This is a genomic window from Pseudomonas sp. COW5 (assembly GCF_026240005.1).
Lineage (GTDB): Bacteria > Pseudomonadota > Gammaproteobacteria > Pseudomonadales > Pseudomonadaceae > Aquipseudomonas > Aquipseudomonas kribbensis.
Genome location: NZ_JAPHVP010000001.1, coordinates 123,597 through 146,720, shown reverse-complemented (window position 1 = coordinate 146,720; position 23,124 = coordinate 123,597). Strand labels below are relative to the sequence as shown.

The 23,124-nt window shown below is 59.0% G+C and carries 20 protein-coding genes, 3 tRNA genes and 1 pseudogene; 19 read left to right on the top strand and 5 right to left on the bottom strand.

Annotated elements, in window-relative coordinates; all coding sequences use genetic code 11:
* The first annotated feature begins 4 nt into the window (after positions 1-4).
* From OQ248_RS00700 to OQ248_RS00655, 10 genes are all read left to right on the top strand, one after another.
* Complete coding sequence (locus OQ248_RS00700) at positions 5-565, top strand: CvpA family protein (RefSeq protein WP_007956464.1); 561 nt, start codon at positions 5-7, stop codon at positions 563-565.
* 41 nt (positions 566-606) lie between these two features.
* Complete coding sequence (gene purF, locus OQ248_RS00695; RefSeq protein ID WP_007956466.1) at positions 607-2,112, top strand: amidophosphoribosyltransferase; 1,506 nt, start codon at positions 607-609, stop codon at positions 2,110-2,112.
* 80 nt (positions 2,113-2,192) lie between these two features.
* Positions 2,193-3,404, top strand: a complete 1,212-nt coding sequence (locus tag OQ248_RS00690; protein ID WP_265811774.1) for an O-succinylhomoserine sulfhydrylase — start codon at positions 2,193-2,195, stop codon at positions 3,402-3,404.
* Positions 3,401-4,177, top strand: coding sequence for an SDR family oxidoreductase (locus OQ248_RS00685; RefSeq protein WP_085712008.1), 777 nt, complete (start codon positions 3,401-3,403; stop codon positions 4,175-4,177). The genes OQ248_RS00690 and OQ248_RS00685 overlap by 4 nt, the downstream gene beginning before the upstream one ends.
* Before the next feature lie 90 nt (positions 4,178-4,267).
* Positions 4,268-4,343: transfer RNA gene (locus tag OQ248_RS00680), tRNA-Val, on the top strand.
* 54 nt (positions 4,344-4,397) lie between these two features.
* Positions 4,398-4,474 (top strand) — tRNA-Asp (locus OQ248_RS00675).
* Between the two features lie 410 nt (positions 4,475-4,884).
* Entirely contained in the window at positions 4,885-7,716 is a 2,832-nt protein-coding gene (locus OQ248_RS00670) for a xanthine dehydrogenase family protein molybdopterin-binding subunit (RefSeq protein WP_119427449.1), read from the top strand.
* Complete coding sequence (locus OQ248_RS00665; protein ID WP_265811773.1) at positions 7,709-8,248, top strand: (2Fe-2S)-binding protein; 540 nt, start codon at positions 7,709-7,711, stop codon at positions 8,246-8,248. The genes OQ248_RS00670 and OQ248_RS00665 overlap by 8 nt, the downstream gene beginning before the upstream one ends.
* A gap of 2 nt (positions 8,249-8,250) precedes the next feature.
* Entirely contained in the window at positions 8,251-9,486 is a 1,236-nt protein-coding gene (locus OQ248_RS00660; protein ID WP_265811772.1) for a cytochrome c, read from the top strand.
* A gap of 2 nt (positions 9,487-9,488) precedes the next feature.
* Positions 9,489-10,460, top strand: a complete 972-nt coding sequence (locus OQ248_RS00655) for an XdhC family protein (protein ID WP_265811771.1) — start codon at positions 9,489-9,491, stop codon at positions 10,458-10,460.
* A 48-nt stretch (positions 10,461-10,508) separates the two neighbouring features.
* Here OQ248_RS00655 and OQ248_RS00650 read toward each other — a convergent pair whose 3' ends face one another.
* Positions 10,509-11,792: an FAD-binding oxidoreductase gene (locus OQ248_RS00650; protein WP_265811770.1), complete on the bottom strand. Its 1,284-nt coding sequence runs from the start codon at positions 11,790-11,792 to the stop codon at positions 10,509-10,511.
* 184 nt (positions 11,793-11,976) lie between these two features.
* Between OQ248_RS00650 and OQ248_RS00645 the strand changes: the two genes are divergently transcribed.
* The 3 genes and pseudogenes from OQ248_RS00645 to OQ248_RS00635 all read left to right on the top strand — a co-directional run bounded on the left by OQ248_RS00645 (position 11,977) and on the right by OQ248_RS00635 (position 14,255).
* A tRNA-Val gene (locus OQ248_RS00645) sits at positions 11,977-12,053 on the top strand.
* Positions 12,054-12,232: 179 nt separating this feature from the next.
* Positions 12,233-13,027, top strand: a pseudogene (locus OQ248_RS00640) (IS3 family transposase); the annotation flags it as partial.
* A 772-nt stretch (positions 13,028-13,799) separates the two neighbouring features.
* Positions 13,800-14,255 carry a DUF2214 family protein gene (locus tag OQ248_RS00635; RefSeq protein ID WP_265811769.1) on the top strand — a complete coding sequence of 152 codons (456 nt, stop codon included), beginning with the start codon at positions 13,800-13,802 and terminating at the stop codon, positions 14,253-14,255.
* Positions 14,256-14,471: 216 nt separating this feature from the next.
* Here the strand turns inward: OQ248_RS00635 and csrA are convergent, their stop codons facing one another.
* Entirely contained in the window at positions 14,472-14,666 is a 195-nt protein-coding gene (gene csrA / locus OQ248_RS00630) for a carbon storage regulator CsrA (protein WP_003179932.1), read from the bottom strand.
* Between the two features lie 250 nt (positions 14,667-14,916).
* Here csrA and OQ248_RS00625 point away from each other — a divergent pair, with 250 nt between their 5' ends.
* Positions 14,917-15,285: an SPOR domain-containing protein gene (locus OQ248_RS00625; RefSeq protein ID WP_265811768.1), complete on the top strand. Its 369-nt coding sequence runs from the start codon at positions 14,917-14,919 to the stop codon at positions 15,283-15,285.
* Positions 15,286-15,372: 87 nt separating this feature from the next.
* On the top strand, positions 15,373-16,284 hold the full coding sequence (locus OQ248_RS00620; RefSeq protein WP_265811767.1) for a siderophore-interacting protein: 912 nt from the start codon (positions 15,373-15,375) through the stop codon (positions 16,282-16,284).
* Positions 16,285-16,338: 54 nt separating this feature from the next.
* Here OQ248_RS00620 and OQ248_RS00615 read toward each other — a convergent pair whose 3' ends face one another.
* The 3 genes from OQ248_RS00615 to OQ248_RS00605 all read right to left on the bottom strand — a co-directional run bounded on the left by OQ248_RS00615 (position 16,339) and on the right by OQ248_RS00605 (position 18,591).
* Positions 16,339-17,028 carry an endonuclease I family protein gene (locus tag OQ248_RS00615; RefSeq protein WP_085712017.1) on the bottom strand — a complete coding sequence of 230 codons (690 nt, stop codon included), beginning with the start codon at positions 17,026-17,028 and terminating at the stop codon, positions 16,339-16,341.
* A gap of 4 nt (positions 17,029-17,032) precedes the next feature.
* Positions 17,033-17,323 carry a DUF1654 domain-containing protein gene (locus OQ248_RS00610; protein WP_119427440.1) on the bottom strand — a complete coding sequence of 97 codons (291 nt, stop codon included), beginning with the start codon at positions 17,321-17,323 and terminating at the stop codon, positions 17,033-17,035.
* A 179-nt stretch (positions 17,324-17,502) separates the two neighbouring features.
* The gene (locus OQ248_RS00605; RefSeq protein ID WP_085732494.1) at positions 17,503-18,591 is read right to left on the bottom strand and encodes an asparaginase; all 1,089 of its coding nucleotides are present in this window, start codon (positions 18,589-18,591) and stop codon (positions 17,503-17,505) included.
* A gap of 338 nt (positions 18,592-18,929) precedes the next feature.
* Between OQ248_RS00605 and OQ248_RS00600 the strand changes: the two genes are divergently transcribed.
* From OQ248_RS00600 to OQ248_RS00585, 4 genes are all read left to right on the top strand, one after another.
* Positions 18,930-19,379, top strand: coding sequence for a hypothetical protein (locus tag OQ248_RS00600; RefSeq protein ID WP_085712020.1), 450 nt, complete (start codon positions 18,930-18,932; stop codon positions 19,377-19,379).
* A 201-nt stretch (positions 19,380-19,580) separates the two neighbouring features.
* Complete coding sequence (locus OQ248_RS00595) at positions 19,581-20,540, top strand: sugar ABC transporter substrate-binding protein (RefSeq protein ID WP_085712021.1); 960 nt, start codon at positions 19,581-19,583, stop codon at positions 20,538-20,540.
* Positions 20,541-20,596: 56 nt separating this feature from the next.
* Positions 20,597-22,150: a sugar ABC transporter ATP-binding protein gene (locus OQ248_RS00590; RefSeq protein ID WP_085732496.1), complete on the top strand. Its 1,554-nt coding sequence runs from the start codon at positions 20,597-20,599 to the stop codon at positions 22,148-22,150.
* Complete coding sequence (locus tag OQ248_RS00585) at positions 22,147-23,124, top strand: ABC transporter permease (RefSeq protein ID WP_025111208.1); 978 nt, start codon at positions 22,147-22,149, stop codon at positions 23,122-23,124. The genes OQ248_RS00590 and OQ248_RS00585 overlap by 4 nt, the downstream gene beginning before the upstream one ends.

Below are 23,124 nucleotides of genomic sequence, written 5' to 3'. Positions count from 1 at the left end.
CACTGTGCCATTTACCTGGGTTGACTGGGCGATCGTTGCAATCATCGCCATCTCCGCTTTGATCAGTTTGAGCCGCGGCTTCGTCAAGGAAGCACTATCGCTGGTGACCTGGATCATCGCAGGAGCGGTTGCCTGGATGTTCGGTGGCTCACTGTCCGAGTACCTCGCCGGATACATTCAAACTCCATCGGCTCGTGTGATCACGGGCTGTGCCATCATGTTTGTCGCCACACTGATCGTGGGCGCAATGATCAATTATCTTATCGGCGAGTTGGTTCGTGTCACCGGGTTGTCCGGGACCGATCGATTCCTCGGCATGGCCTTCGGCGCTGCGCGTGGCGTGTTGCTGGTGGTCGTGGCGGTCGGGCTGTTGAGCCTGGGGCCGGTACAGCAGGACGGGTGGTGGAAAGAATCACAGCTCGTGCCAAAGTTTCTATTGGTCGCCGACTGGTCCAAGAACCTGATTCTCGGGTGGAGCAGTCAGTGGCTTGCCAGCGGAATCAGCGTACCCGCTGATATTCCGTTCAAGGAGCAACTCTTGCCGTCGGCCAAAACGCCTCAGTGAGTGTTGTTCAGTTCAGATCCATTAAGTAGGGGTTGCGTCGCATGTGTGGCATCGTCGGTATCGTCGGTAAGTCGAACGTCAATCAGGCGCTGTATGACGCGCTAACCGTGCTCCAGCACCGCGGCCAGGACGCTGCCGGTATCGTGACCAGCCATGATGGCCGGTTGTTCTTGCGCAAGGACAATGGCCTGGTGCGTGACGTGTTCCAGCAGCGTCACATGCAGCGTCTGGTCGGCCACATGGGTATCGGTCACGTCCGTTACCCGACTGCCGGCAGCTCGACGTCGGCCGAGGCTCAGCCGTTCTACGTCAACTCGCCGTACGGCATCACCCTGGCGCACAACGGCAACCTGACCAACGTTGAGCAGTTGGCCAAAGAGATCTACGAATCCGATCTGCGTCACGTCAACACCAGTTCCGACTCGGAAGTGCTGCTGAACGTGTTTGCTCACGAGCTGGCCCAGCGCGGCAAGCTGCAACCGACTGAAGAAGACGTGTTTGCCGCCGTGACCGACGTGCACAACCGTTGTGTCGGTGGCTACGCTGTTGTGGCGATGGTGACCGGTTACGGCATCGTCGGCTTCCGTGACCCGCACGGCATCCGTCCGATTGTGTTCGGCCAGCGTCACACCGACGAAGGCGTCGAGTACATGATCGCGTCCGAAAGCGTTTCGCTGGACGTGCTCGGCTTCACCCTGATTCGCGACCTGGCGCCGGGCGAAGCGGTCTACATCACAGAAGACGGCAAGCTGCACACCCGTCAGTGCGCGACCAACCCGTCCCTGACTCCGTGCATCTTCGAACACGTCTACCTGGCGCGTCCGGATTCGATCATCGACGGTGTTTCGGTCTACAAGGCCCGTCTGCGCATGGGTGAAAAGCTGGCCGAGAAGATCCTGCGCGAGCGTCCAGAGCACGACATCGACGTGGTCATCCCGATTCCGGACACCAGCCGCACTGCTGCGCTGGAGCTGGCCAACCACCTGGGTGTGAAATTCCGCGAAGGCTTCGTCAAGAACCGTTACATCGGCCGTACCTTCATCATGCCCGGCCAGGCCGCGCGCAAGAAATCGGTACGTCAGAAGCTCAACGCCATCGAGCTGGAATTCCGCGGCAAGAACGTGATGCTGGTGGACGACTCGATCGTTCGCGGCACCACCTGCAAGCAGATCATCCAGATGGCTCGCGAAGCCGGCGCGAAAAACGTCTACTTCTGCTCGGCTGCTCCGGCTGTGCGCTTTCCGAACGTGTATGGCATCGACATGCCGAGCGCTCACGAGCTGATCGCGCACAATCGTTCGACTCAGGATGTCGCTGACCTGATCGGCGCTGACTGGTTGATCTATCAGGACCTGCCTGACTTGATCGAAGCGGTCGGTGGCGGCAAGATCAAGATCGAAAACTTCGACTGCGCGGTGTTCGACGGCAAGTACGTCACCGGCGACGTCGACGAGGCTTACCTGAACAAGATCGAACAGGCACGCAACGATGCCTCGAAGGTCAAGACCCAGGCGGTCAGTGCGATCATCGATCTGTACAACAACTGAGTTTCAACCGGCCCTTAGGGGCCGGTTTTGTATCTGGCAAAAGACTTTTATTTATCGAGAACAGGGCAAGGAGTGACAGCATGAGTCAGGAATGGGATGCCGGTCGGCTGGACAGCGACCTCGAAGGCGTAGCGTTCGATACCCTGGCCGTACGTGCCGGTCAGCACCGTACGCCGGAAGGCGAGCACGGTGATCCGATGTTCTTCACTTCCAGCTACGTGTTCCGTACCGCCGCCGACGCCGCTGCACGGTTTGCCGGGGAAGTGCCGGGCAACGTTTACTCGCGTTACACCAACCCGACCGTTCGCTCGTTCGAAGAGCGCATTGCCGCGCTGGAAGGCGCCGAGCAAGCCGTAGCCACGGCGACGGGCATGGCCGCGATCATGGCGGTGGTGATGAGCTTGTGCAGTGCCGGCGACCATGTGCTGGTGTCGCGCAGCGTATTCGGTTCGACCATCAGCCTGTTCGAGAAGTACTTCAAGCGCTTCGGCGTGGAAGTCGACTACGTGCCGCTGGCGGATCTGTCGGCCTGGGATGCGGCGATCAAGTCCAACACCAAATTGCTGTTCGTCGAATCGCCGTCCAACCCGCTGGCTGAGCTGGTGGATATCACCGCGCTGTCGGAAATCGCACACGCCAAAGGCGCGATGCTGGTGGTCGACAACTGCTTCTGTACGCCTGCGCTGCAGCAACCGCTGAAGCTCGGTGCAGACATCGTTGTGCACTCGGCCACCAAATTCATCGACGGCCAGGGCCGTTGCATGGGCGGCGTGGTTGCCGGTCGCGGCGAGCAGATGAAAGAAATTGTCGGCTTCCTGCGGACCGCCGGCCCGACACTGAGCCCGTTCAACGCCTGGATTTTCCTCAAAGGCCTGGAAACCCTGAATCTGCGGATGAAGGCGCACTGTGCCAACGCCCAGCAACTGGCCGAATGGCTGGAGCAGCAGGACGGTATCGAGAAAGTGCATTACGCCGGTCTCAAGAGCCATCCGCAGCACGAACTGGCCCGGCGTCAGCAGAAGGGCTTTGGTGCGGTCGTCAGCTTCGAGGTGAAGGGCGGCAAAGAGGGCGCCTGGCGCTTTATCGATGCGACCCGTTTGATTTCGATCACTGCCAACCTGGGTGACAGCAAAACCACCATCACTCACCCGAGCACCACGTCCCACGGCCGTCTGGCACCGCAGGAGCGTGAAGCGGCGGGGATTCGTGACAGCCTGATCCGCATCGCGGTCGGTCTGGAAGACGTCGCCGACTTGCAAGCCGACCTGGCGCGCGGTCTGGCGGCGTTGTGATCGAGTTGTCTACGCCTAATACGGGCACCCATGGCCGCGTTGCGCTGGTTACGGGTGCCGCTCGCGGCATCGGTCTGGGGATCGCAGCGTGGCTGATCAGCGAAGGCTGGCAAGTGGTGCTGACGGACCTGGACCGGGCGCGTGGTTCCAAAGTGGCGAAAGTGCTGGGTGAAAATGCCTGGTTTATCGCCATGGATGTGGCGGATGAAAGCCAGGTGGCGCTCGGCGTCGCGGAAGTGCTGGGGCAGTTCGGTCGTCTGGATGCGTTGGTGTGTAACGCGGCGGTGGCCGATCCGCACAACATCACTCTGGAAAGCCTGGATCTGGCGTACTGGAACCGGGTGCTGGCGGTGAATCTCAGCGGGCCGATGTTGCTGGCCAAGCACTGTGCGCCGTATCTGCGGGCGCACAACGGGGCAATCGTCAATCTGGCCTCGACCCGGGCGGCGCAGTCAGAACCCGATACCGAAGCCTATGCGGCGAGCAAGGGCGGCTTGTTGGCATTGACTCATGCGCTGGCAATCAGCCTCGGGCCGGAGATTCGCGTCAATGCGGTCAGCCCGGGCTGGATCGATGCGCGGGATCCTTCTGCACGGCGTGCCGAACCACTGACCGATACCGATCATGCCCAGCATCCGGCGGGCAGGGTAGGGACGGTCGAGGATGTGGCGGCGATGGTGGCCTGGCTGCTGTCGAAGAATGCCGGGTTTGTGACAGGGCAGGAATTCGTGGTCGACGGCGGTATGACCAAGAAGATGATCTACTCGGAATGACATGTTTTTGTCTTTTTGAGAAAAACTTCAATCCTGCTATTGACTTAGGTTCGCTACCTGCGTAAATTTCGCGGCCTCGGAGATGCAAACGGGTGATTAGCTCAGCTGGGAGAGCGTCTGCCTTACAAGCAGAATGTCGGCGGTTCGATCCCGTCATCACCCACCACTCCCGAGAGACTTGCGAAAGCAAGAGGTAGGCTGAAAGTGCCTCCACCGACGCGCAGCGGTAGTTCAGTCGGTTAGAATACCGGCCTGTCACGCCGGGGGTCGCGGGTTCGAGTCCCGTCCGCTGCGCCATATCTGTTTCAAGGACCACTGAACGCCTTGAAACACCGAAACCAACCGTTGGTTGATTCGGAATCGATAGCAAAGACCCTGGTCGAAAGACCGGGGTTTTTTGTGTCTGAAATTTGACCTTTCCCAAATTCCTCCTCCAGTTGCCTCGCGACGACTGCACGTTGTCCGCACGGCAATATCTTCTGCGTCATCGGGTCACTGCGATGCAATGCCACATTGATTTTTGATTCTTTAGTCAGATTTTTGTAACTGGTTGTTTGCTGCGAGCGCAGAAACCTTTAAAGTTAACCTTTCGGTCAGCTTTGCACTGTCATCACGCCCTTTGTTTAGCCAAAAAGGGCTTCTGCAAGACTCGAGATTCCCAGTAGATAACCAGAAGGGCGGATCCATAACCGCCCAGAGGATGATCCATGTCCAACCGTGAAATATCCCGGCGCTCGTTCCTTCAGGGCGGGCTGGTGGCGGGTGTGAGCGTTACGCTCACGCCGCTCAGCAGTCAGGCGCTGGCTGCCTTGATGGAAAACAGCGTGACCGTGCCGTCCGAGCAGTGGCTCGGCAATAACGGCAAGGCGCGCCAGCGTAACGATGCCTTGTCCAAGGTCTGTGGCAGCAAAGTGTTTGCCCGCGACATCCGTTCCAAGGACATGCCGGGCTGGCCCCAGCAGCAAGGCCACGCCATGTTGCTGAAAACCATCAAGGCCGACCGCATCTACGACGGTTACGACCTGTCGTGGCTCGGCGCCGATCTGCAGCCTGACCGCATTGTCACCGCGGCCGACCTGGACAAGGACGGTATCGTATTCCCGGAAGAACACGCTCCGGATCCATTGCTGCCGGAAGGCAAGGTGCCGATGTTCATCGGCCACCCGGTCGCCATCCTGATCTGGAACGATTTCGAGCGTTTCCGTCAGGCCAAGAACAAACTCAAATTCAATGACAAAGCGATTCGTTACGGTGCAAAAGTGCCGTTCTACGAAGGCGATCCCTATGGCAGTTTCCGCTACGTGCGCGTCGGTGGCCCGACCTCGGCGGACGAAGACGAGTTCGCCAGCCTCAAGGACTCGATCCTGTTCCCGATGCTGAAGAACCGTCGCCCGGTGTGGAATTCCCAGCCTAACCTGCACGGCAACCTGACCGAGCGCGGCCTGTTTTACGCCGATCGCATGAAGAAAGAGATCGACACCCCGCCGGACAACTGGCTGGTATTCGACGAGCGCTACAAGACGCCGTCGATCGAACCTGCCGCGATGGAGCCGGACAACGGCAATGGCTGGTACGACCCGGCCACCAAGACGCTGCATTTCGTCGTCGCCACCCAGTGCCCGCTGGAGGCTGCAACCGAGACCGCGAAGATGATCTCGCCGTCGCGCTTCGGCCTTGCCAACCTGAACATGCACCCGGGCTACACCGTCGGTTACGGTTCCAAGGACCACAACATTTTCGTCTACTACGCGGCCCTGGCAGCGTTGTACGGCGCAGGTGTGCCGATTCGCCTGGCCAACGACCGCTACGAGCAGTTCCAGAGCGGCATCAAGCGTCACCCGTTCGACATTCGCTACCAATTGGCAGTGGACAAGACCGATCACAGCTTCAAGATTTTCCGTGCCGAAATGAGTGTCGACGGTGGCGGTCGGATCAACTACAGCCCGTCGGTGGCTGCGGTTGGTGCAACGGCGGCTCAGTCGATTTACTACATGCCGCAGAACGACCTGCAAGTTACCGCTTACCACTCCCGTGGCGTTGAAGCCGGTTCGATGCGCGGCTACGGCACGCTGCAGAGCATGGCCTCCACCGAAATGATGGTCGATGAAATCGCCGACCGCCTCGGTGTCGATGCCATCGATCTGCGCCGCAAAAACGCGTTGCGTTCGGGGATGAAAAACACCCAGGGCGCGATCCCGGCCGGTGCACTGCGCCTGCACGAGATTCTCGACAAGGCTTCGCTGCACGAAGTCTGGAAAAATCGCGACGCGATCAAGAAGCAGCGCGAAGCGGCGGATCCGGACAACTGGTACGGCGTCGGTTTCGCCATTTGCCAGAAAGACTTCGGCACCGGTTCCGAAGCGCCGATGGCCAGCATCGAGTTCACCGCTGAAGGACGCATTTCCCTGCGTCACATCGGTATCGAGATCGGTACCGGCATGTCCACTTCGCAAGCTCTGGTGGTCGCCGATTTCCTCGGCAGCCCGGCGCACGACGTGAAGACCGGCGAAACCGAATGGAAGGAAATGCAGCTGGTCACCGCCGGCAATCCTTACATCATGAGCCAGGCCGAGCAGGACAACTTCCTGCGCAACCCGCGCTGGGTCGGCAAGCTGGCGTCGGCCTCGTCGGCAACCAACTCCGCCTACTACTTCAGCCACGCCACCCGTGAAGCGGCGCGCGTGCTGTTCAACCACGGTCTGTGGCCGGCAGCGCTGGAGATCTGGCGTCAGGGCCCGTACGGTGGCCAGGCCAACCCTTATGTCGTGCGCCGTGAAGATGCGCACTGGGTCGACGGTAAACTGACTGCCAACGGCATGCAGCCGCTGAGTTTCGAAGAACTGGCCAAGCGTGCTCACGAGCGCGGTCTGGTCACGGCTGCCACGGTTCACGGCTTCAACCGCTGGAGCTGGGCTGAAGCCGAATACAGCATCGACGGCGTGCGCGAACGTCTGCCGCTGGACGGTCTGGCCGTGAAATACGGTGACGGCGCTCCGAAAGCCAAGAAAGCGCAGATGACCAGCGACGGTTTCCACCTGCTGGATCGGCAGAACATCGCCTATCCGGTCGTTCAACTGAACAACGCCGCCGTGACCTACTACAGCCCGGTGGCGACGCTGGTCGAGTTGAAGGTCAACAAAGGTTCGGCAGAAGTCGAAGTGCTCAACCATCACTCGTGGCTGGAATGCGGTCGGGTGCTGGTCGAAGAACTGGTTCGTGGCCAGCTCGAAGGCGGGATCGCCATGGGCATCGGTCACGCCTTGATGGAAGAGATGCCGCTGTACGAAGGCGGGCCGGGGGAGGGTGACTGGAACTTCAACCGTTATCGCCTGCCGATGGCGCGCCATGTGGCGGTGTGGAAGCAGACGTCGGAGATCCTGCCGCCGCTGTCGCCAAGCGACCCGTCCAAAGGCATCGCCGAAGTGGTGATGATCCCGGTGGTCGGTGCCATCGGCAACGCCGTGGCGCACGCCATCGGCAAACGTGTCCGCGATCTTCCAATCACTGCTGCGCGCATCAAGGAGGCCCTCAATGGCTAACCGTACGCTTCAACTGACCCTCAACGGTCAATCCGTCGGCCCGGTGGACATCCCTGATGACCTGCCGATGATCGATTACCTGCACGAATACAAGAATCTCACCGGTTCGCGCCTGGGCTGCGGCCAGGGCATCTGCCACGCCTGTGTGGTGATCGTCGACAACCCGGACGGCACCAGCGAAGAGGTGCGCACCTGCATCACCGGCGCGCATTACTTCGAAGGCAAGAAAGTCCGGACCATCGAAGGCCACGCCAAACGCGACGAGCAAGGCCAGGTCACCGAACTGAACCCGATCCAGCAGCGTTTCGTCGACGAGTTCGCCTTCCAGTGCAGCTACTGCGCACCGGGCTTCGTCAATGCCGCGACCGTACTGGTGGAAAAGCTGCAACGCCAGCCGATCGTCAAAAGCAAACTGGAACAGGTCATCGAGGACAGCCTCGGCCATCACATCTGCCGTTGCACCGGGTATGTGCGTTACTACAACGCCACCCGCAACGTGCTGACCGATCTCGGCCTGGTCAAGGAGGGTTAAGCATGAAGCGTTTATTGACCCGCCTGACCCTGGCGGTCGGGTTTGCCGTGCCTGTTCTGGCGACCCATGCGGATGATCAGGTCAAGCGCGGCGAATACCTCGCCCGCGCCGCCGACTGCATGGCTTGCCACACAGCGCCGGGCGGCGCGCCGTTTGCTGGCGGCCTGCCGATCGTGTCGCCATTCGGCACGATCTACGGCACCAATATCACCCCGAGCAAGGAACACGGCATCGGTTTGTACAACGACGACGAGTTTTTTGCTGCGCTCACCGAGGGCAAGCGTCGTGACGGCGCCAATCTGTACCCGGCGATGCCATACACCTCGTATCACCTGATGCCGCGTGCGGATTCGGATGCGATTCACGCGTATCTGAAAACCATCGAGCCGATCGAGCGCGCCGCGCCGGTGACGAGCCTGAGCTTCCCGTTCAACGTGCGTCCGGGCCTGATCGGCTGGAACATGATGTACGGCAAAGCCTTGAAGCTGGAGCCGGCCGAAGGCAAAAGTGATGCCTGGAAGCGCGGCCAGTACATGGTCGAAGTGCTGGGTCACTGCGGCGAATGCCACACGCCACGCGGCTTGCCGGGCGCGATGCAACTGGACAAACGCCTGACCGGCGGCATCCTCAATGGCTACCTGGCACCAAGCCTGCTGGCCACTGATCTGGCTGCGCGTGGCTGGAATCAACAGGACCTGAGCACGTTCCTCAAGCACGGCATGAGTGCCCAGGGCACGATGTTCAACGAGATGTTCCCGGTGTTCCACAACAGCACCCAGGGCCTGAATGATCCGGATCTGGCAGCGATGGCAACCTTCCTGCTCGGCGACGAGCCGCCGGCGGCGAAAGAACTGACCGACGTTCCAGTGGAGAAACTCAGTGCCAGTGCCCAGCGCGGCCGTCAGGAATACTTGAACGTCTGCGCCGGTTGTCACGCGGCTGGTGGCGAAGGCAAACCGCACATTGCGGTGGCCATGCGCGGCAATACCACGCTGCGCCTGGAGGATCCGCGCAATCTGGTTCGAGTGATCGAGGACGGTATCGGCGAGCAGAAATTCGCCGGATTCGAGCACATGCAGCCGATGCCGGGTTTTGCCGACAAGCTCAGTGCCGAACAACTGACCGATCTGCTGAACTACCTGCGTCAGGGTTGGGGCGGTCAATCTGCTGAACTGGCGGTGGGCGATGTGCAGAAGCTGCAGGCTGATGCCCCGTCCATCGAGCACAAGGCGCACTGATCATGCAGCATCTCGATCTGCAGGTTGTGCGTCGGGCGCTGGAATGGTCGACGGCGGGGCAGCGCATCTGGCTTTGCACCGTGCTGACGACCTACGGCTCGGCACCGCGCGCGCCGGGTTCGTTGTTGGCGGTGAACGACGGCGGGCAGTGGATCGGGTCGCTGTCCGGTGGTTGCGTCGAGGAAGATTTTCTCGAACGCGTCGCTGAAGGTGCGTTTCTCGATGCAATCAATGTCGTGCGTTATGGCGAAGGTGACGATCCGCGTTCGCGGGTCAGCCTGCCGTGTGGCGGCATTCTCGATGTGCTGGTAGAGAAATTTGACGCCGGTTGCGATGTGCAGGCGCATCTGCGTGAACTCGAATCGGCGTTGCTTGGGCAGCGCCGCTTGATTCGCGAGGTCGATCTGGCCACGGGCGCGCGCAGCCTGTTTGCGGATCGCGAGCAGGGTGCGCGGATTGAGCGTGAAATCGACCGGGTACGGATCCGCATCGGTGCTGCTCAGCGTTTGTTGCTGGCCGGCTATTCCAGTGTGGCGCAGGCCTGTGCGGAGTTCGCGGTCGGTCTCGGCTTCGAAGTGATTCTCTGCGATCCGCGTGATGAAGTGCTGGAAGGCGTGGTGCTCAATGGCGTCGAGATTCGCCGGCAACTGCCGTCGGTGTTCATTGCCGATGGCGGCTGTCACCGTGATACGGCGGTGGTGGCGTTGACCCACGATCCGCGCATCGACGATCTGGCGATGATGGAAGCCGTTCGCACCGAGGCTTTTTATATCGGTGTGATGGGCTCGCAGCAGACATCGCAGAAACGCTTCGAGCGTTTGCGCCGGATTGGCGGCTTGGGGGAGGGCGAGCTGGCGCGGATTCATGCGCCGATCGGTCTTAACCTTGGCAGCAAGACACCGTCGGAAATCGCTTTGGCAGTGCTTGCGGATATTCTGCGGATTCGCAGCGGGATTGCGCGGGATCAGCTGTGATTGATGCTGAATGTAAAAAGGGCCGCTTTTCAGCGGCCCTTTTTTGTGTCAGAAACCGAGCTTGTCGCGCAGTCCGTAATACCACGCGCCGAGCGCGGCAAACGGTGTGCGCAGTAGTTGCCCGCCGGGGAACGGGTAGTGCGGCAGGTCGGCAAACGCATCGAAGCGCTCGGCCTGGCCGCGCAGCGCCTCGGCCAGTACCTTGCCGGCGAGGTGCGTGTAGGTCACGCCGTGGCCGCTGCAGCCCTGGGAATAATAGATGTTGTCGCTCAGGCGCCCGACCTGAGGCAGGCGCGACAGGGTCAGCAGGAAATTGCCGGTCCAGGCGTAGTCGATCTTCACGTCCTTGAGTTGCGGGAAGGCCTTGAGCATTTTCGGGCGGATGATTGCTTCGATGTTCGCCGGATCCCGTGCGCCATACACCACGCCGCCGCCGAAGATCAGGCGCTTGTCGCCAGTCAGGCGATAATAGTCGAGCAGGTAATTGCAGTCTTCGACGCAGTAATCCTGCGGCAGCAGGGTTTTGGCCAGTTCATCACCGAGGGGCTCGGTGGTGATGACCTGTGTGCCGCATGGCATCGATTTGGCCGCCAGTTCCGGCACCAGATTACCGAGATAGGCGTTGCCGGCGACGATGATGAATTTGGCCCTGACCTTGCCCTGCGGCGTATGCACGACCGGGTTGGCGCCGCGTTCGATGCGCACGGCCGGCGACTGTTCGTAGATGGTGCCGCCCAGAGATTCCACGGCAGCGGCTTCGCCAAGTGCTAGATTCAGCGGGTGGATGTGACCGCCGCTCATGTCGAGCATGCCGCCGACATATTGATCGCAGGCGACCACTTCACGGATACGGCGCTGATCGAGCAGTTCAAGTTGAGTATGGCCGAAGCGTTCCCACAGGCGCTTCTGTGATTCCAGGTGGCCCATCTGCTTGGCCGACAGGGCCGCGAATACGCCGCCGTCCTTCAGATCGCACTGGATATCATATTTGGCGACTCGCTCACGAATGATCCGGCCGCCCTCGAACGCCATCTGCCCGAGCAACTGAGCCTGCTTCGGGCCGACGCTGCGTTCGATTACGTCGATGTCACGGCTGTAGCTGTTGACGATTTGCCCGCCATTGCGCCCCGACGCGCCGAAACCGACCTTGGCGGCTTCCAGCACGGTCACGCGAAAACCGTTTTCCAGCAGGAACAGGGCCGAGGAAAGACCCGTATAACCAGCGCCGATCACACAGACATCCGTCTCCACGTCATCCTGCAGGGCAGGGCGTGGCGGTACGGCGTTGGCCGACGCAGCGTAATAAGACTCTGGGTAAGGGGTGTTCGCCATCCTGCAGCCTCTGTTTAATATATTTTACGAGTGCGACGATCCTACCCGAGTTGAAAAACCTCCGCCAGCCACCGGGAAATCTTCTTGCGATGGGCTGAAATTAAATATTTTGCATATTCATAGGGTTAGGTGAAAAAAAGGTGTTGACACCCCTCCGGAATTCCGTAGAATGCCGCCTCACAGCAGGCACGTAGCTCAGTTGGTTAGAGCACCACCTTGACATGGTGGGGGTCGTTGGTTCGAGTCCAATCGCGCCTACCAAACAAAATCCGCTCTGCTGGGCGGTCTAGAGGGGTTACCGGAAACGGTAACCCCTTTTTGCTTTCTGCGATTTGCAAAAGTTTTGCAAAACCCCCACCTCAGAACGCCAATTCGGCGCCCACCTTGACGTACTCAATCGTTTTATCGCCGTGCCCCTCCTGGTAGTGCTTCGTCATCTTCTGGGGATAAGCCGTCAGGCTTGCTACAAGCGCAATCGCGCCGAAGCTGCTCGGTTCGTTCTGGATCAGCAAGTTGCCGATTTCGTTCAGCAAAAGCGTCAGCGACAATCACGCCTGGGCTCCCGAAAGCTGCATTACTTGCTGCATTGTCAGCCTCGACTTGAGCTGCAAGTGGGTCGAGATCGGCTGTTTTCAATTCTGCGTGAAAGGCGCTTGCTGGTGGCCCGCAAAAGCGCTTACCACAAGACGACCAACAGCCATCATCGCTTTCGGCGCCATCCAAACCTGCTCAAGGCAGGCCCTGACCAAATTGTTCCAAGCGGCCCTGAGCAAGTCTGGGTGGCTGACATCACCTATCTACCCACTCAGGAAGGTGTGGCTTATCTGAGCTTGGTGACGGATGCCTTTTCGCGAAAGATCGTGGGTTATCACGTCCATAAAAGCCTGCGCACCGAATCGGTAGCACAGGCGCTGCGCCGGGCGGTGGAGCAACGTCGGACGGAACAACCACTGGTTCATCACTCGGACAGAGGCAGCCAGTACTGCACGGGCATGTATCAGGCGCTGCATGCGAAACACGGCATCAGATGTTGCATGGCGGACGGCTATGACTGCTACCAGAAAGCCTTGGCAGAGCGGGTAAACGGAATCTTGAAGTACTCCAGCGCAAGATGGTGAGTGAGTCGGTCTCAATCTATAACCGCGAACGTCCGCACCTGTCGTTGAAATACAAAACGCCCGATGCAATGCATCGGGCGTTGGGGTGAAACAGGTGTAAACCTATTTCAGGACTAGACCTGAAGGGGGGGGCAGAATCTCACATCGAGAAGTCTTTTTGTTCTTCGGCGCTTTTCCAGTGAAGCCATGAGGCCTGGATTTGCGGATCGATGTATTCACCACCCGGGAACCGAGAGATATCTACCAAGCCGCTTTGTTTTTTCAGACTGTGTTCAAATTCTTCCCTATACAGGTGATCAAGCCTTGCGTGGGATGAGAAGCCTCGCAACCATGCAAGCAGTTTCAGGGCTCTAGAGATCACGCGCCCGTCCTCGCAGCATATTGTTTGATGAGGGGCCTATTGGCTGTGGCCTTTCTGTTCGTGCTATCGATTGGTTTGATCACCCTAATCCCCGGTAGAAATAAGAACTCGGCTTTTTTTAAGCCAAGTCACCTAAGGAATATGTAGGACGTGTCTGATTTTGGTGGGAGAACCTTCCTGAAGGTGGCTCTTGTGATCCCGGAAACAGTGGCGACCATGAAAATAATTTGGATATTTAAAGGGTTACGATGCTATTGAACCAACCGGTTATCAAAAATACGTTGTTACACACTGAGAAAATCAGTAATATCCGCCCCGCGTTCACCACCACGGTTTATGCATTTTTAAATCCCAAGCTTCCATCAGCTGCTTGGGATTTTTTTTGCCTGCGATTTACCCCTCCTCACGCATTCGTCCCGTCGACTTTCTCAGCCAGCGCTGCCTTTCAGGTGGGTATCAGGCAAGTCCATATTTTTTCGACTACTACTGTCTGGCCGATTTTCATCTCAGTCTGACGGGAGTTCATCAATGCTGGTTCATTGGTTTCTGGCTGCAGTTCACTTGCTGGCATTTGCCCTGGGTTTCTGGGCCGTGCTGACGCGCGGAACGGCGTTCAGCCGCCTGGCGGCCGGGGCGGGCGAGGTTCGGCGGGTTTTGCTCGCTGACAATCTATGGGGCGTATCCGCTCTGGTGCTGCTGGTCACGGGTGGCATGCGAGCTTTTGGCGGTTACGAAAAGGGCACCGATTACTATCTGCATCAGCCGCTGTTCCATTTGAAGATGACGCTGTTTGTGCTGATTCTGCTGCTGGAGCTTGCGCCGATGATTACATTGATCAAATGGCGTATTGGCCTGGCGCGGGGAAATCCCCTCGAGACAGGGCGAGCAAAGATGTTTGCACGAATCAGTCATGCCGAGGCGTTGTTGCTGGTTTTGATGGTGATAGCGGCCACCGGGATGGCGCGTGGGGTGGCGTTCGGCTAGGCGGGCGCAATTCCCGGCTTTGATTCGGAAACGTCCGACAGCCAGCCATTGAAATGATGGTTAGTATCGGTGGCGAGGAAGGGGGAGGGAGTTGCAGCAGGAGGAAAAATAGCCTGCGCCGTCACCAATGAGGTGGGGGGATGGCAATACGGCGCTCGGATCTTTAGCCAGTCATTACGCGAGGGTGAACAGACTGGCTACTGACTGCGAAAGGGCTCAGGGGGTTTGTGGCTTGTCCGGCGCGGTCAGGCCAGCCTGGATGCGCTGGTAAATCTCTTCACGGTGTACGGCAACGTTCTTTGGAGCGTTGATGCCGATGCGAACCTGTTGGCCGCTTACGCCGAGGATGGTGATCGTAATGTCATCACCAATGTTTATGCTTTCACCGACTTTGCGGGTGAGTATCAGCATGGTCTTCTCCTTGATTGCTTTGTAGGGCACCTGATTCAGACAGTGCAGAGGTCGGTGGTACGTATAGATTAGTGCGAAGTCTCACGGTTTGGGTGCCTCTTTCTGACGCGCAGATGTGGCATTAATTCCCAGCGCGTAACTATACAGGTGCGGCAATCATCAATCTCGTAGTTTTGTGCCCATTTTGCTGGGCTCTGAAAGTATTCGCGAATGTTAAGATCCCCCTTTCGAGAATTCAGAGGGAAGCGTTGTGCGCAAATTGGTCTGGTTGGTCGCAGCACTGGCATTGGCGGGATGTGGTGAAGGCAGGAGCGTGGATGCGCAAAAGTCAAAATCGGTAGCGGTGACAGCGCCGGCAGCCGTCTCCGGGCCGCAGTGGGATCTGGAAGTGCGCGGCGAAACACCTCAAGCCGTCAGTGATCTGAGCGGCTGGTTGATCGAGCATGCATTTATCGCCAATGTCATCAAGGATGCCAGCGGAAAGACCCGGATCCTTTTGGGGCCATTCAACTCCAAAGCCGAAGCCGAAGCGAAACAGGCCGATGTGAATGCAGCGCTGATCAAGGCGAAAAAACAGAACATCGAGACGCTTGTGATCGAGCGTGCCGCAGCACAGTAAACATTCCTTTCAGCGGAGCTGACTAAAGGGCGTCCGGTGTGATTCGTTTTTAAAGGCGTCACCGAAGATTCTCAGAAGGAGCTCCGCATGGCCTCCGCCAGTCCCTACAAGTTGTTCGACGTTGTTTTGCGACACAAGCATCAGCTGAGTCCGCACCTCATGCGGATCACGCTCGCCAGCGAGGCTGTTGCCGAGATGGCAACCTGGGCGCCTGATCAGCGCGTCAAACTGTTTTTCCCGGCCGCGGACGGTTCGTCAGCCCGGCTCTCTCAGGGTGAGGGTTGGTACGCTCGTTTCCGCTCGATGCTGGCGGATCGACGCCCGGCGATGCGCACCTACACCATTCGCCACTTGCGTGCCGATCGGGGCGAAGTCGACATCGACTTTGTACTGCATGGCGAAACCGGGCCGGCTTCTCGCTGGGCTCTTCGAGCGCAGCTAGGCGAGTCGATGCAAATTCTGGCGCCCGATAGCCGGTTTTCGGCCGAGGAGGCGGGCGGCTTTGAATGGAAGCCGCCGCAAACCCTCCAGCAGCTTTTGCTGGTCGCCGACTCAACCGCATTGCCCGCCGCAATGGGGATTCTCGAGGAGCTGGCCGCACTGGTAGAGCCACCCCGGACCCAGGCGTTCTTTGAGGTCGACAGTGCGCAGGACATGCTCGCAGTCCCGGACTGGCCCGGACTATCGGTGCAATGGCTGATTCGGGAGCAAGCGGGAGCGGTGGTTGCCGGGTCGCTGATGGTGGAGGCGGTGCGAAAGGCTGCGCTACCTGTCGACGCATCGACGATCAATCAAGCGGTAGAACTGGCCGACGTCGATATCGATCAGGAGATCCTCTGGGAAATCGCCGAAACCGCCACAGACGGTTTCTATGGCTGGATTGCCGGTGAGTCTGCGGCGGTCATGAATTTGCGCCGATACCTGATCAAGGAGCGCGGTATCCCGCGAGATGCGCTCAATCTGATGGGCTACTGGCGATACAACAAGCCCGGCGGCTGACCACAAAAAAGGCCTCGAGCTTGAAGCGCGAGGCCTTTTCTTTTGCGTGATCGATCAGCCGCAGGCTTTCATGTTCACTGGCCCGACAAACTCATTGCCACGCCCCATCACGCACGCCACGCTCTGATTGCGCTGACGCTCCCAGTCTTGCACCGGGTACGTCTTGTCCCACGCTTCATATAGCTGGCGATCCTGCTTCGACAGGCGCAAGCCGTATTGCTTGCTCATGTAGAAATAGGTGCGGGCGATCATTCCGCGAATCGAAGGGCGGGGCATGACCTTCTTCGCCTTGAAGTCGACCTGAGTCAGGCAGGAGCCATATTGACCCTTTTCGACCGGTAGCCAACCGTAACTGAAGTTGCTGCGGTCACCATTGACCTCGCCGATGCTCGGTACCAGGTTGTGCAGGTCGGCTTCGGCTTTCTGGTAGCTCGGGTCATAGCGCGTGCAATTCTTGCGTCCGCCTTCCTGCCAGCACTGGCGCTGATGACCGAACTCCCAGGCCGGGACAATGTGCTCCCATTCAATGCGGGCGGCGCGCTTGGCATTTTTACGCGGTACATAACCGCAAGCGGCCAGGTCGACCTTGTTTCCCGTGTACTTGCACCCGCAATAAAACTCGGTGGACTGTGGTGCGTACAGCTTCCAGGCGACCTTCTTGGCCTCGGTGAATGTGCGTGGCGCGCCAGCCTGGGCACCCAGGGAAATGAACAGTAAAAGCAAAGCAAAAAAACGGACAATCATTGAGTCAATCTTCCTTCGGTACAACCCAGAAAATCTGCACGCCACCATCGTCTCGATAGGCGAGGGTGACGTTGTCGTTCTCGTCGATCTCTTCCAGCAGGCGCTCCCACTCATCGATCGGTTCATCCGGGAGACGGAAGATCAGAGCGGCTTTGGCTTTTTGTGCGGTGGGGGAGTTGATGATCTTTTGAACGCGCATGCCCATGCGTTCGTATGCATCGGGAGCATCAGAGGAAGTGGCCACGAGGTTATCCTTATTAAGCTGTACGTGCATACAGTATTTAACTGTAGGCATTTTCGCAACTGCTTAAAAATCAAGAAAATCCTCTGACAGCGGTTTTCCGGTTTTGATGTGGCTCATCCGAATTTTTTGTGCAGGAAAGAAGCAGGGGCAGTGTAGTTAATTGCACCACCCGCCAGGGCGGCGAGTGGTGAGGCAAGTGCCCGGCCGAGATCCGGCCGGGCGAGGGTGAATCAGTACTCCCAGAACATCCGTTGCAGCTCTTTGCTGTCGTTGGTCTTGGTCAGGGCGACCATCGCCAGGATGCGTGCCTTTTGCGGGTTCAGGTCGTGAGCCACGACCCAGTCGTACTTGTCGTCAGGCTGTTCGGCGTTACGCAGAACGAAGCCGCCGGCATTGACGTGGGAAGAACGAATGATCTGAACGCCATCCTTGCGCAGGGCTTGCAGGGCCGGGACGACGCGAGAAGACACCGAACCATTGCCGGTGCCGGCGTGGATGATGGCTTTGGCGCCGGACTGGGCCAGGGCTTTGTAGGCGGTGTCGCCGACATTCCCGTAGGAATAGGCGATTTCTACGTCAGGAAGGCTCTTGATGTTCTTGATATCAAATTCCGAATCCATGGTGTGGCGCTTGGCTGGCAAACGGAACCAATAGGATTTGCCTTCGACCACCATGCCCAGAGGACCCCATGGGCTCTTGAACGCTTCGGTCTTGATGTTGATCATTTTGCTGACATCGCGGCCGGACTGGATTTCATCATTCATGGTCACCAGCACGCCTTTGCCGTGGGCCTCTTTGCTGCTGGCGACGGCGACGGCGTTGTACAGGTTGAGCATGCCGTCCGCCGACATTGCGGTGCCTGGGCGCATCGAGCCGACAACGATGATCGGCTTGTCGGTTTTTTCCACCAGGTTCAGGAAGTAGGCGGTTTCTTCCAGGGTGTCGGTGCCGTGGGTGATGACGATGCCATCGACGTCTTTGCTGTCGGCCAGCTCGGAGACGCGGCGACCCAGTTGCAGCAGGTTTTCATTGGTGATGCTTTCCGACGCGATCTGCATGACTTGCTCGCCACGCACGTTCGCCAGTTTGCTCAGCTCGGGAATGCCGGCGATCAATTGCTCGATGCCGACCTTGGCGGCCTGATAGGTAGCGCTGTTGGCCGCACTGGCGCCGGCGCCGGCAATGGTGCCGCCCGTAGCGAGCACCACCACGTTGGCCAGTTTGGTCTGGGTTTCGACTTCTTTTGCCTGAAGGGCGGAGGGCAGGAGCAGCATTAGGGCCAAAGCGCCCGGAACCAATGTCTTGAAAGCAGATTTCATTATTTTTCTCTCTAGTAGTGAGACGGTGCTGATGCAGGTTCATCTAGATGCGCCCCGGGCCGATCTGAATGCCAGGGGTGCAGGGAGGGAGCAGGATCTGTACCAGCCGTACTGTGCTCTAGGGAAATGTTTAACCTTATGATTTATATCAATAATTTTTTGATTGGCGAAAATCGCCTATCCGGTATTCCGAACGGTGGCCTCTTTCGTGTTCGGCTCTCCGAAAGGGACTACTGCTGTTGTCGAACGAATCAAATTGCAGGTTTTGGATTCTCTGCTAAAGAAAGCTTCCCGCAGGCCGATGGGTGATGAAGGAAACTGGAATTGAGGGAGTTCACATGTCACTGACGATCGGTTTTTCCAACCCCGGAGCTGTCACCATCGGCGGCAAAACCGCAGCTACGATCAACGCGATGAGTGATGCGCAAGCGGACGCTTCTACCGAAGCGCTGGGCGCAGAAAAACCGGAGAGCAATCAGGTCAGGACCGGCGGTCCCGCGCAAGAAGACAGCAAGACTGAAGGGGGTGGCGATAACCTGAGTGTCACCGTCAAGATGCTGCTGAAGCGGATGCAGGAATTACAGAAGCAATTGCAGGAGCAGCAGCAACGACTGGCTGCGGCACAAGCTGCGAGCTATCCGACTCCGGAAGCGAAGTCGCAGGCGGTCATGGCCGTTCAGGGCGAGATCGCCGAAACCAGCGGTGCGCTGCTGGAAGTCTCGGCCGCGTTGGTCAAGGAAATGTCGAAAGGTTCTTCCGCCGGTAACGTGGTCAACACTACGGCTTAAGTACCTAAGGGGCGAATCTGCAGATTCGCCCTACAATCAATACCGATTTCTGATTGTTGACAAACGTGGGCGGGATTCGCATAGTTCGGTCTACGCAAACGTTTGCGCGGCTTTCCCGAGACCCTGTTGTCTGGAAGATGCCGACGGAGCTTACGCCAGCGCAAGCGTTGCTCACAATAATCACAAGATCGGAGTGAACCCATGAAGCTGCCATTCGCTGGACGTCTTCTCGCTGTCGCCATGCTGGCTGCCGCATCCGCCGCACTGCCTGTCTCTTCGGCTTTCGCCGAGTCCCCCGAAAAACCCAAGGTCGCACTGGTCATGAAATCTTTGGCCAACGAATTCTTCCTCACCATGGAAGACGGCGCCAAGGCTTACCAGAAAGAACACTCCGCCGATTTCGACCTGATCTCCAACGGGATCAAGGACGAAACCGACACGGCAGGCCAGACCCGCATCGTCGAGCAGATGATCCTGGCGAAGGTCAATGCACTGGTCATCGCGCCTTCTGACTCCAAGGCCATGGTGCCGGTGATCAAGAAAGCCGTCGACGCCGGCATCACCGTGATCAACATCGACAACCAGCTCGATCCCGCCGTCATCAAAAGCAAGAATATCTCCGTACCGTTCGTAGGTCCGGACAACCGCAAGGGCGCACGTCTGGTGGGCGAGTACCTGGCCAAGCAACTGAAGGCCGGTGACGAAGTCGGCATCATCGAGGGTGTTTCCACAACGACCAACGCCCAGCAGCGTACCGCTGGCTTCAAGGATGCGATGGAAGCCGCGCAGATCAAGGTGGTTTCCCTGCAGTCCGGCGACTGGGAAATCGACAAGGGCAACAAGGTTGCCGCGTCGATTCTCAGCGAGTACCCGGACGTCAAGGCGTTGCTGGCCGGTAACGACAGCATGGCGGTCGGCGCTGTTTCCGCTGTGCGTGCGGCCGGCAAGGCCGGGCAGGTACAAGTGGTCGGTTACGACAACATCAACGCCATCAAGCCGATGCTGCAGGATGGTCGCGTACTCGCAACGGCTGACCAGTTCGCTGCCAAACAGGCGGTGTTCGGTATCGAGACCGCGCTGAAAATCATCAAGGGCGAGAAAGTCGACAGTGGCGCCAACGGCGTCATCGAAACCCCGGTCGAGCTGGTCACCAAAAAGTAGTCTTTCGGCGACACAACGGCGCTCGTCCGTCCGGGCGAGCGCATGGAGAGTTTTTTATGTCAGTTTCCGCCCCGAACGCTGTCCTCTCGGTCAGCGGTATCGGTAAGACCTATGCGCAGCCGGTGCTCACCGGCATCGACTTGACGCTGATGCGCGGTGAAGTGCTGGCACTGACCGGCGAGAACGGTGCCGGTAAGAGTACCCTGTCGAAAATTATCGGTGGTCTGGTGACCCCGACCACCGGGCAGATGCAGTTCCAGGGCAAGGAATACCGCCCTGGCAGCCGTACCCAGGCCGAAGAGCTTGGCGTGCGCATGGTCATGCAAGAACTCAATCTGTTGCCGACCCTTTCGGTGGCGGAAAACCTGTTTCTCGACAACCTGCCAAGCAACGGTGGCTGGATCAGTCGCAAACAGCTGCGCAAGGCTGCCATTGAAGCCATGGCCCAGGTCGGCCTGGATGCCATCGATCCCGACACGCTGGTTGGCGAGCTGGGTATCGGTCACCAGCAAATGGTCGAGATCGCGCGTAACCTGATCGGCGATTGCCATGTGCTGATTCTCGACGAGCCGACCGCGATGCTCACCGCTCGCGAAGTCGAAATGCTCTTCGAGCAGATCACCCGGCTGCAGGCGCGAGGCGTTGCGATCATTTATATCTCCCACCGTCTCGAAGAGCTGGCCCGAGTCGCACAGCGCATTGCCGTGCTGCGTGACGGCAATCTTGTTTGCGTCGAGCCGATGGCCAATTACAACAGCGAGCAACTGGTCACCCTGATGGTCGGTCGCGAGCTGGGCGAACACATGGACATGGGCCCGCGAAATATCGGTGCTCCTGCGTTGACGGTGAAAGGCCTCACTCGTTCCGACAAGGTGCGGGACGTGTCCTTCGAAGTGCGTGCCGGTGAGATTTTTGGCATTTCCGGGTTGATCGGGGCAGGGCGCACGGAACTGCTGCGCCTGATCTTCGGCGCCGATCTCGCCGACAGCGGCAGCGTTGCTCTCGGTTCACCAGCGCAGGTGGTGAGTATCCGCTCGCCGGTCGACGCTGTGCGTAACGGCATTGCCCTGATCACTGAAGACCGAAAGGGTGAAGGCCTGCTTCTGAGCCAGTCGATCAGCGCCAACATTGCCCTGGGCAATATGCCGGAGATTTCCAGCGGTGGTTTCGTCAACAATGGCGACGAAATCTCCCTGGCCAAACGGCAGATCGATGCCATGCGCATCCGCAGTTCGAGCCCGACTCAACTGGTGTCCGAATTGTCCGGCGGCAACCAGCAGAAGGTGGTGATCGGCCGCTGGCTGGAGCGCGACTGTTCGGTGTTGCTGTTCGATGAGCCGACTCGTGGTATCGACGTCGGTGCCAAGTTCGACATTTATAACCTGCTCGGTGAGCTGACCCGGCAGGGCAAGGCGCTGGTGGTGGTCTCCAGCGACCTGCGCGAGCTGATGCTGATCTGCGACCGCATCGGGGTGCTGTCGGCGGGACGTCTGATCGACACGTTCGAGCGTGACAGCTGGACTCAGGATGACTTGCTTGCCGCCGCGTTCGCCGGCTACCAAAAACGTGATGCGTTGCTCAACGAAGCAGCGCCTAGGGATCTCCCATGAAAACTGCATCTTCTGCCGGTAAACGTAGTGGCAACTTCTACGGTCTGGGCACTTACCTGGGCCTGGCCGGTGCCCTGCTGGCGATGGTTGCGCTGTTCTCGGTCATGAGCAGCCACTTCCTGTCGTACAACACTTTCAGCACCCTGGCCAACCAGATCCCCGACCTGATGGTGTTGGCGGTCGGCATGACCTTCGTGCTGATCATCGGCGGGATCGACCTGTCGGTGGGTTCGGTGCTGGCGCTCGCAGCATCGACCGTCAGCGTGGCGATCCTGGGTTGGGGCTGGAGTGTCCTGCCGGCCGCACTTCTCGGTATGGCAGTGGCGGCACTGGCCGGTACGGTGACTGGCTCGATCACGGTCGCCTGGCGAATTCCGTCGTTTATCGTTTCGCTCGGTGTGCTGGAAATGGCCCGAGGCTTGGCGTATCAGATGACCGGTTCGCGCACGGCCTACATCGGTGACTCGTTCGCGTGGTTGTCGAACCCGATCGCTTTTGGTATTTCGCCGTCGTTCATCATCGCCTTGCTGGTGATCTTTATTGCTCAAGCGGTGTTGACCCGAACCGTGTTCGGTCGCTACCTGATCGGCATCGGTACCAACGAGGAAGCGGTGCGGCTGGCAGGCATCAATCCCAAGCCCTACAAGATTCTGGTATTCAGCCTGATGGGGCTGCTGGCCGGTATCGCGGCGCTGTTCCAGATTTCCCGCCTGGAAGCTGCCGACCCGAATGCCGGTTCAGGCCTTGAGCTGCAAGTGATCGCTGCGGTGGTCATCGGCGGCACCAGCCTGATGGGCGGCCGTGGTTCGGTCATCAGTACGTTCTTCGGCGTATTGATCATCTCCGTGCTGGCGGCCGGTCTGGCGCAGATCGGCGCAACCGAGCCGACCAAACGCATCATCACCGGCGCAGTGATCGTCATCGCAGTAGTGCTCGATACGTATCGCAGCCAACGCGCAAGCCGGCGGGGCTGA

Excerpts from the sequence above, each read along its gene's own strand:
- purF (WP_007956466.1), top strand. The coding sequence starts at position 607 with ATGTGTGGCATCGTCGGTATCGTCGGTAAGTCGAACGTCAATCAGGCG.
- OQ248_RS00690 (WP_265811774.1), top strand. The coding sequence starts at position 2,193 with ATGAGTCAGGAATGGGATGCCGGTCGGCTGGACAGCGACCTCGAAGGC.
- OQ248_RS00670 (WP_119427449.1), top strand. The coding sequence starts at position 4,885 with ATGTCCAACCGTGAAATATCCCGGCGCTCGTTCCTTCAGGGCGGGCTG.
- OQ248_RS00665 (WP_265811773.1), top strand. The coding sequence starts at position 7,709 with ATGGCTAACCGTACGCTTCAACTGACCCTCAACGGTCAATCCGTCGGC.
- OQ248_RS00660 (WP_265811772.1), top strand. The coding sequence starts at position 8,251 with ATGAAGCGTTTATTGACCCGCCTGACCCTGGCGGTCGGGTTTGCCGTG.
- OQ248_RS00655 (WP_265811771.1), top strand. The coding sequence starts at position 9,489 with ATGCAGCATCTCGATCTGCAGGTTGTGCGTCGGGCGCTGGAATGGTCG.
- OQ248_RS00650 (WP_265811770.1), bottom strand. The coding sequence starts at position 11,792 with ATGGCGAACACCCCTTACCCAGAGTCTTATTACGCTGCGTCGGCCAAC.
- OQ248_RS00635 (WP_265811769.1), top strand. The coding sequence starts at position 13,800 with ATGCTGGTTCATTGGTTTCTGGCTGCAGTTCACTTGCTGGCATTTGCC.
- csrA (WP_003179932.1), bottom strand. The coding sequence starts at position 14,666 with ATGCTGATACTCACCCGCAAAGTCGGTGAAAGCATAAACATTGGTGAT.
- OQ248_RS00620 (WP_265811767.1), top strand. The coding sequence starts at position 15,373 with ATGGCCTCCGCCAGTCCCTACAAGTTGTTCGACGTTGTTTTGCGACAC.
- OQ248_RS00615 (WP_085712017.1), bottom strand. The coding sequence starts at position 17,028 with ATGATTGTCCGTTTTTTTGCTTTGCTTTTACTGTTCATTTCCCTGGGT.
- OQ248_RS00610 (WP_119427440.1), bottom strand. The coding sequence starts at position 17,323 with ATGCCTACAGTTAAATACTGTATGCACGTACAGCTTAATAAGGATAAC.
- OQ248_RS00605 (WP_085732494.1), bottom strand. The coding sequence starts at position 18,591 with ATGAAATCTGCTTTCAAGACATTGGTTCCGGGCGCTTTGGCCCTAATG.
- OQ248_RS00600 (WP_085712020.1), top strand. The coding sequence starts at position 18,930 with ATGTCACTGACGATCGGTTTTTCCAACCCCGGAGCTGTCACCATCGGC.
- OQ248_RS00595 (WP_085712021.1), top strand. The coding sequence starts at position 19,581 with ATGAAGCTGCCATTCGCTGGACGTCTTCTCGCTGTCGCCATGCTGGCT.
- OQ248_RS00590 (WP_085732496.1), top strand. The coding sequence starts at position 20,597 with ATGTCAGTTTCCGCCCCGAACGCTGTCCTCTCGGTCAGCGGTATCGGT.
- OQ248_RS00585 (WP_025111208.1), top strand. The coding sequence starts at position 22,147 with ATGAAAACTGCATCTTCTGCCGGTAAACGTAGTGGCAACTTCTACGGT.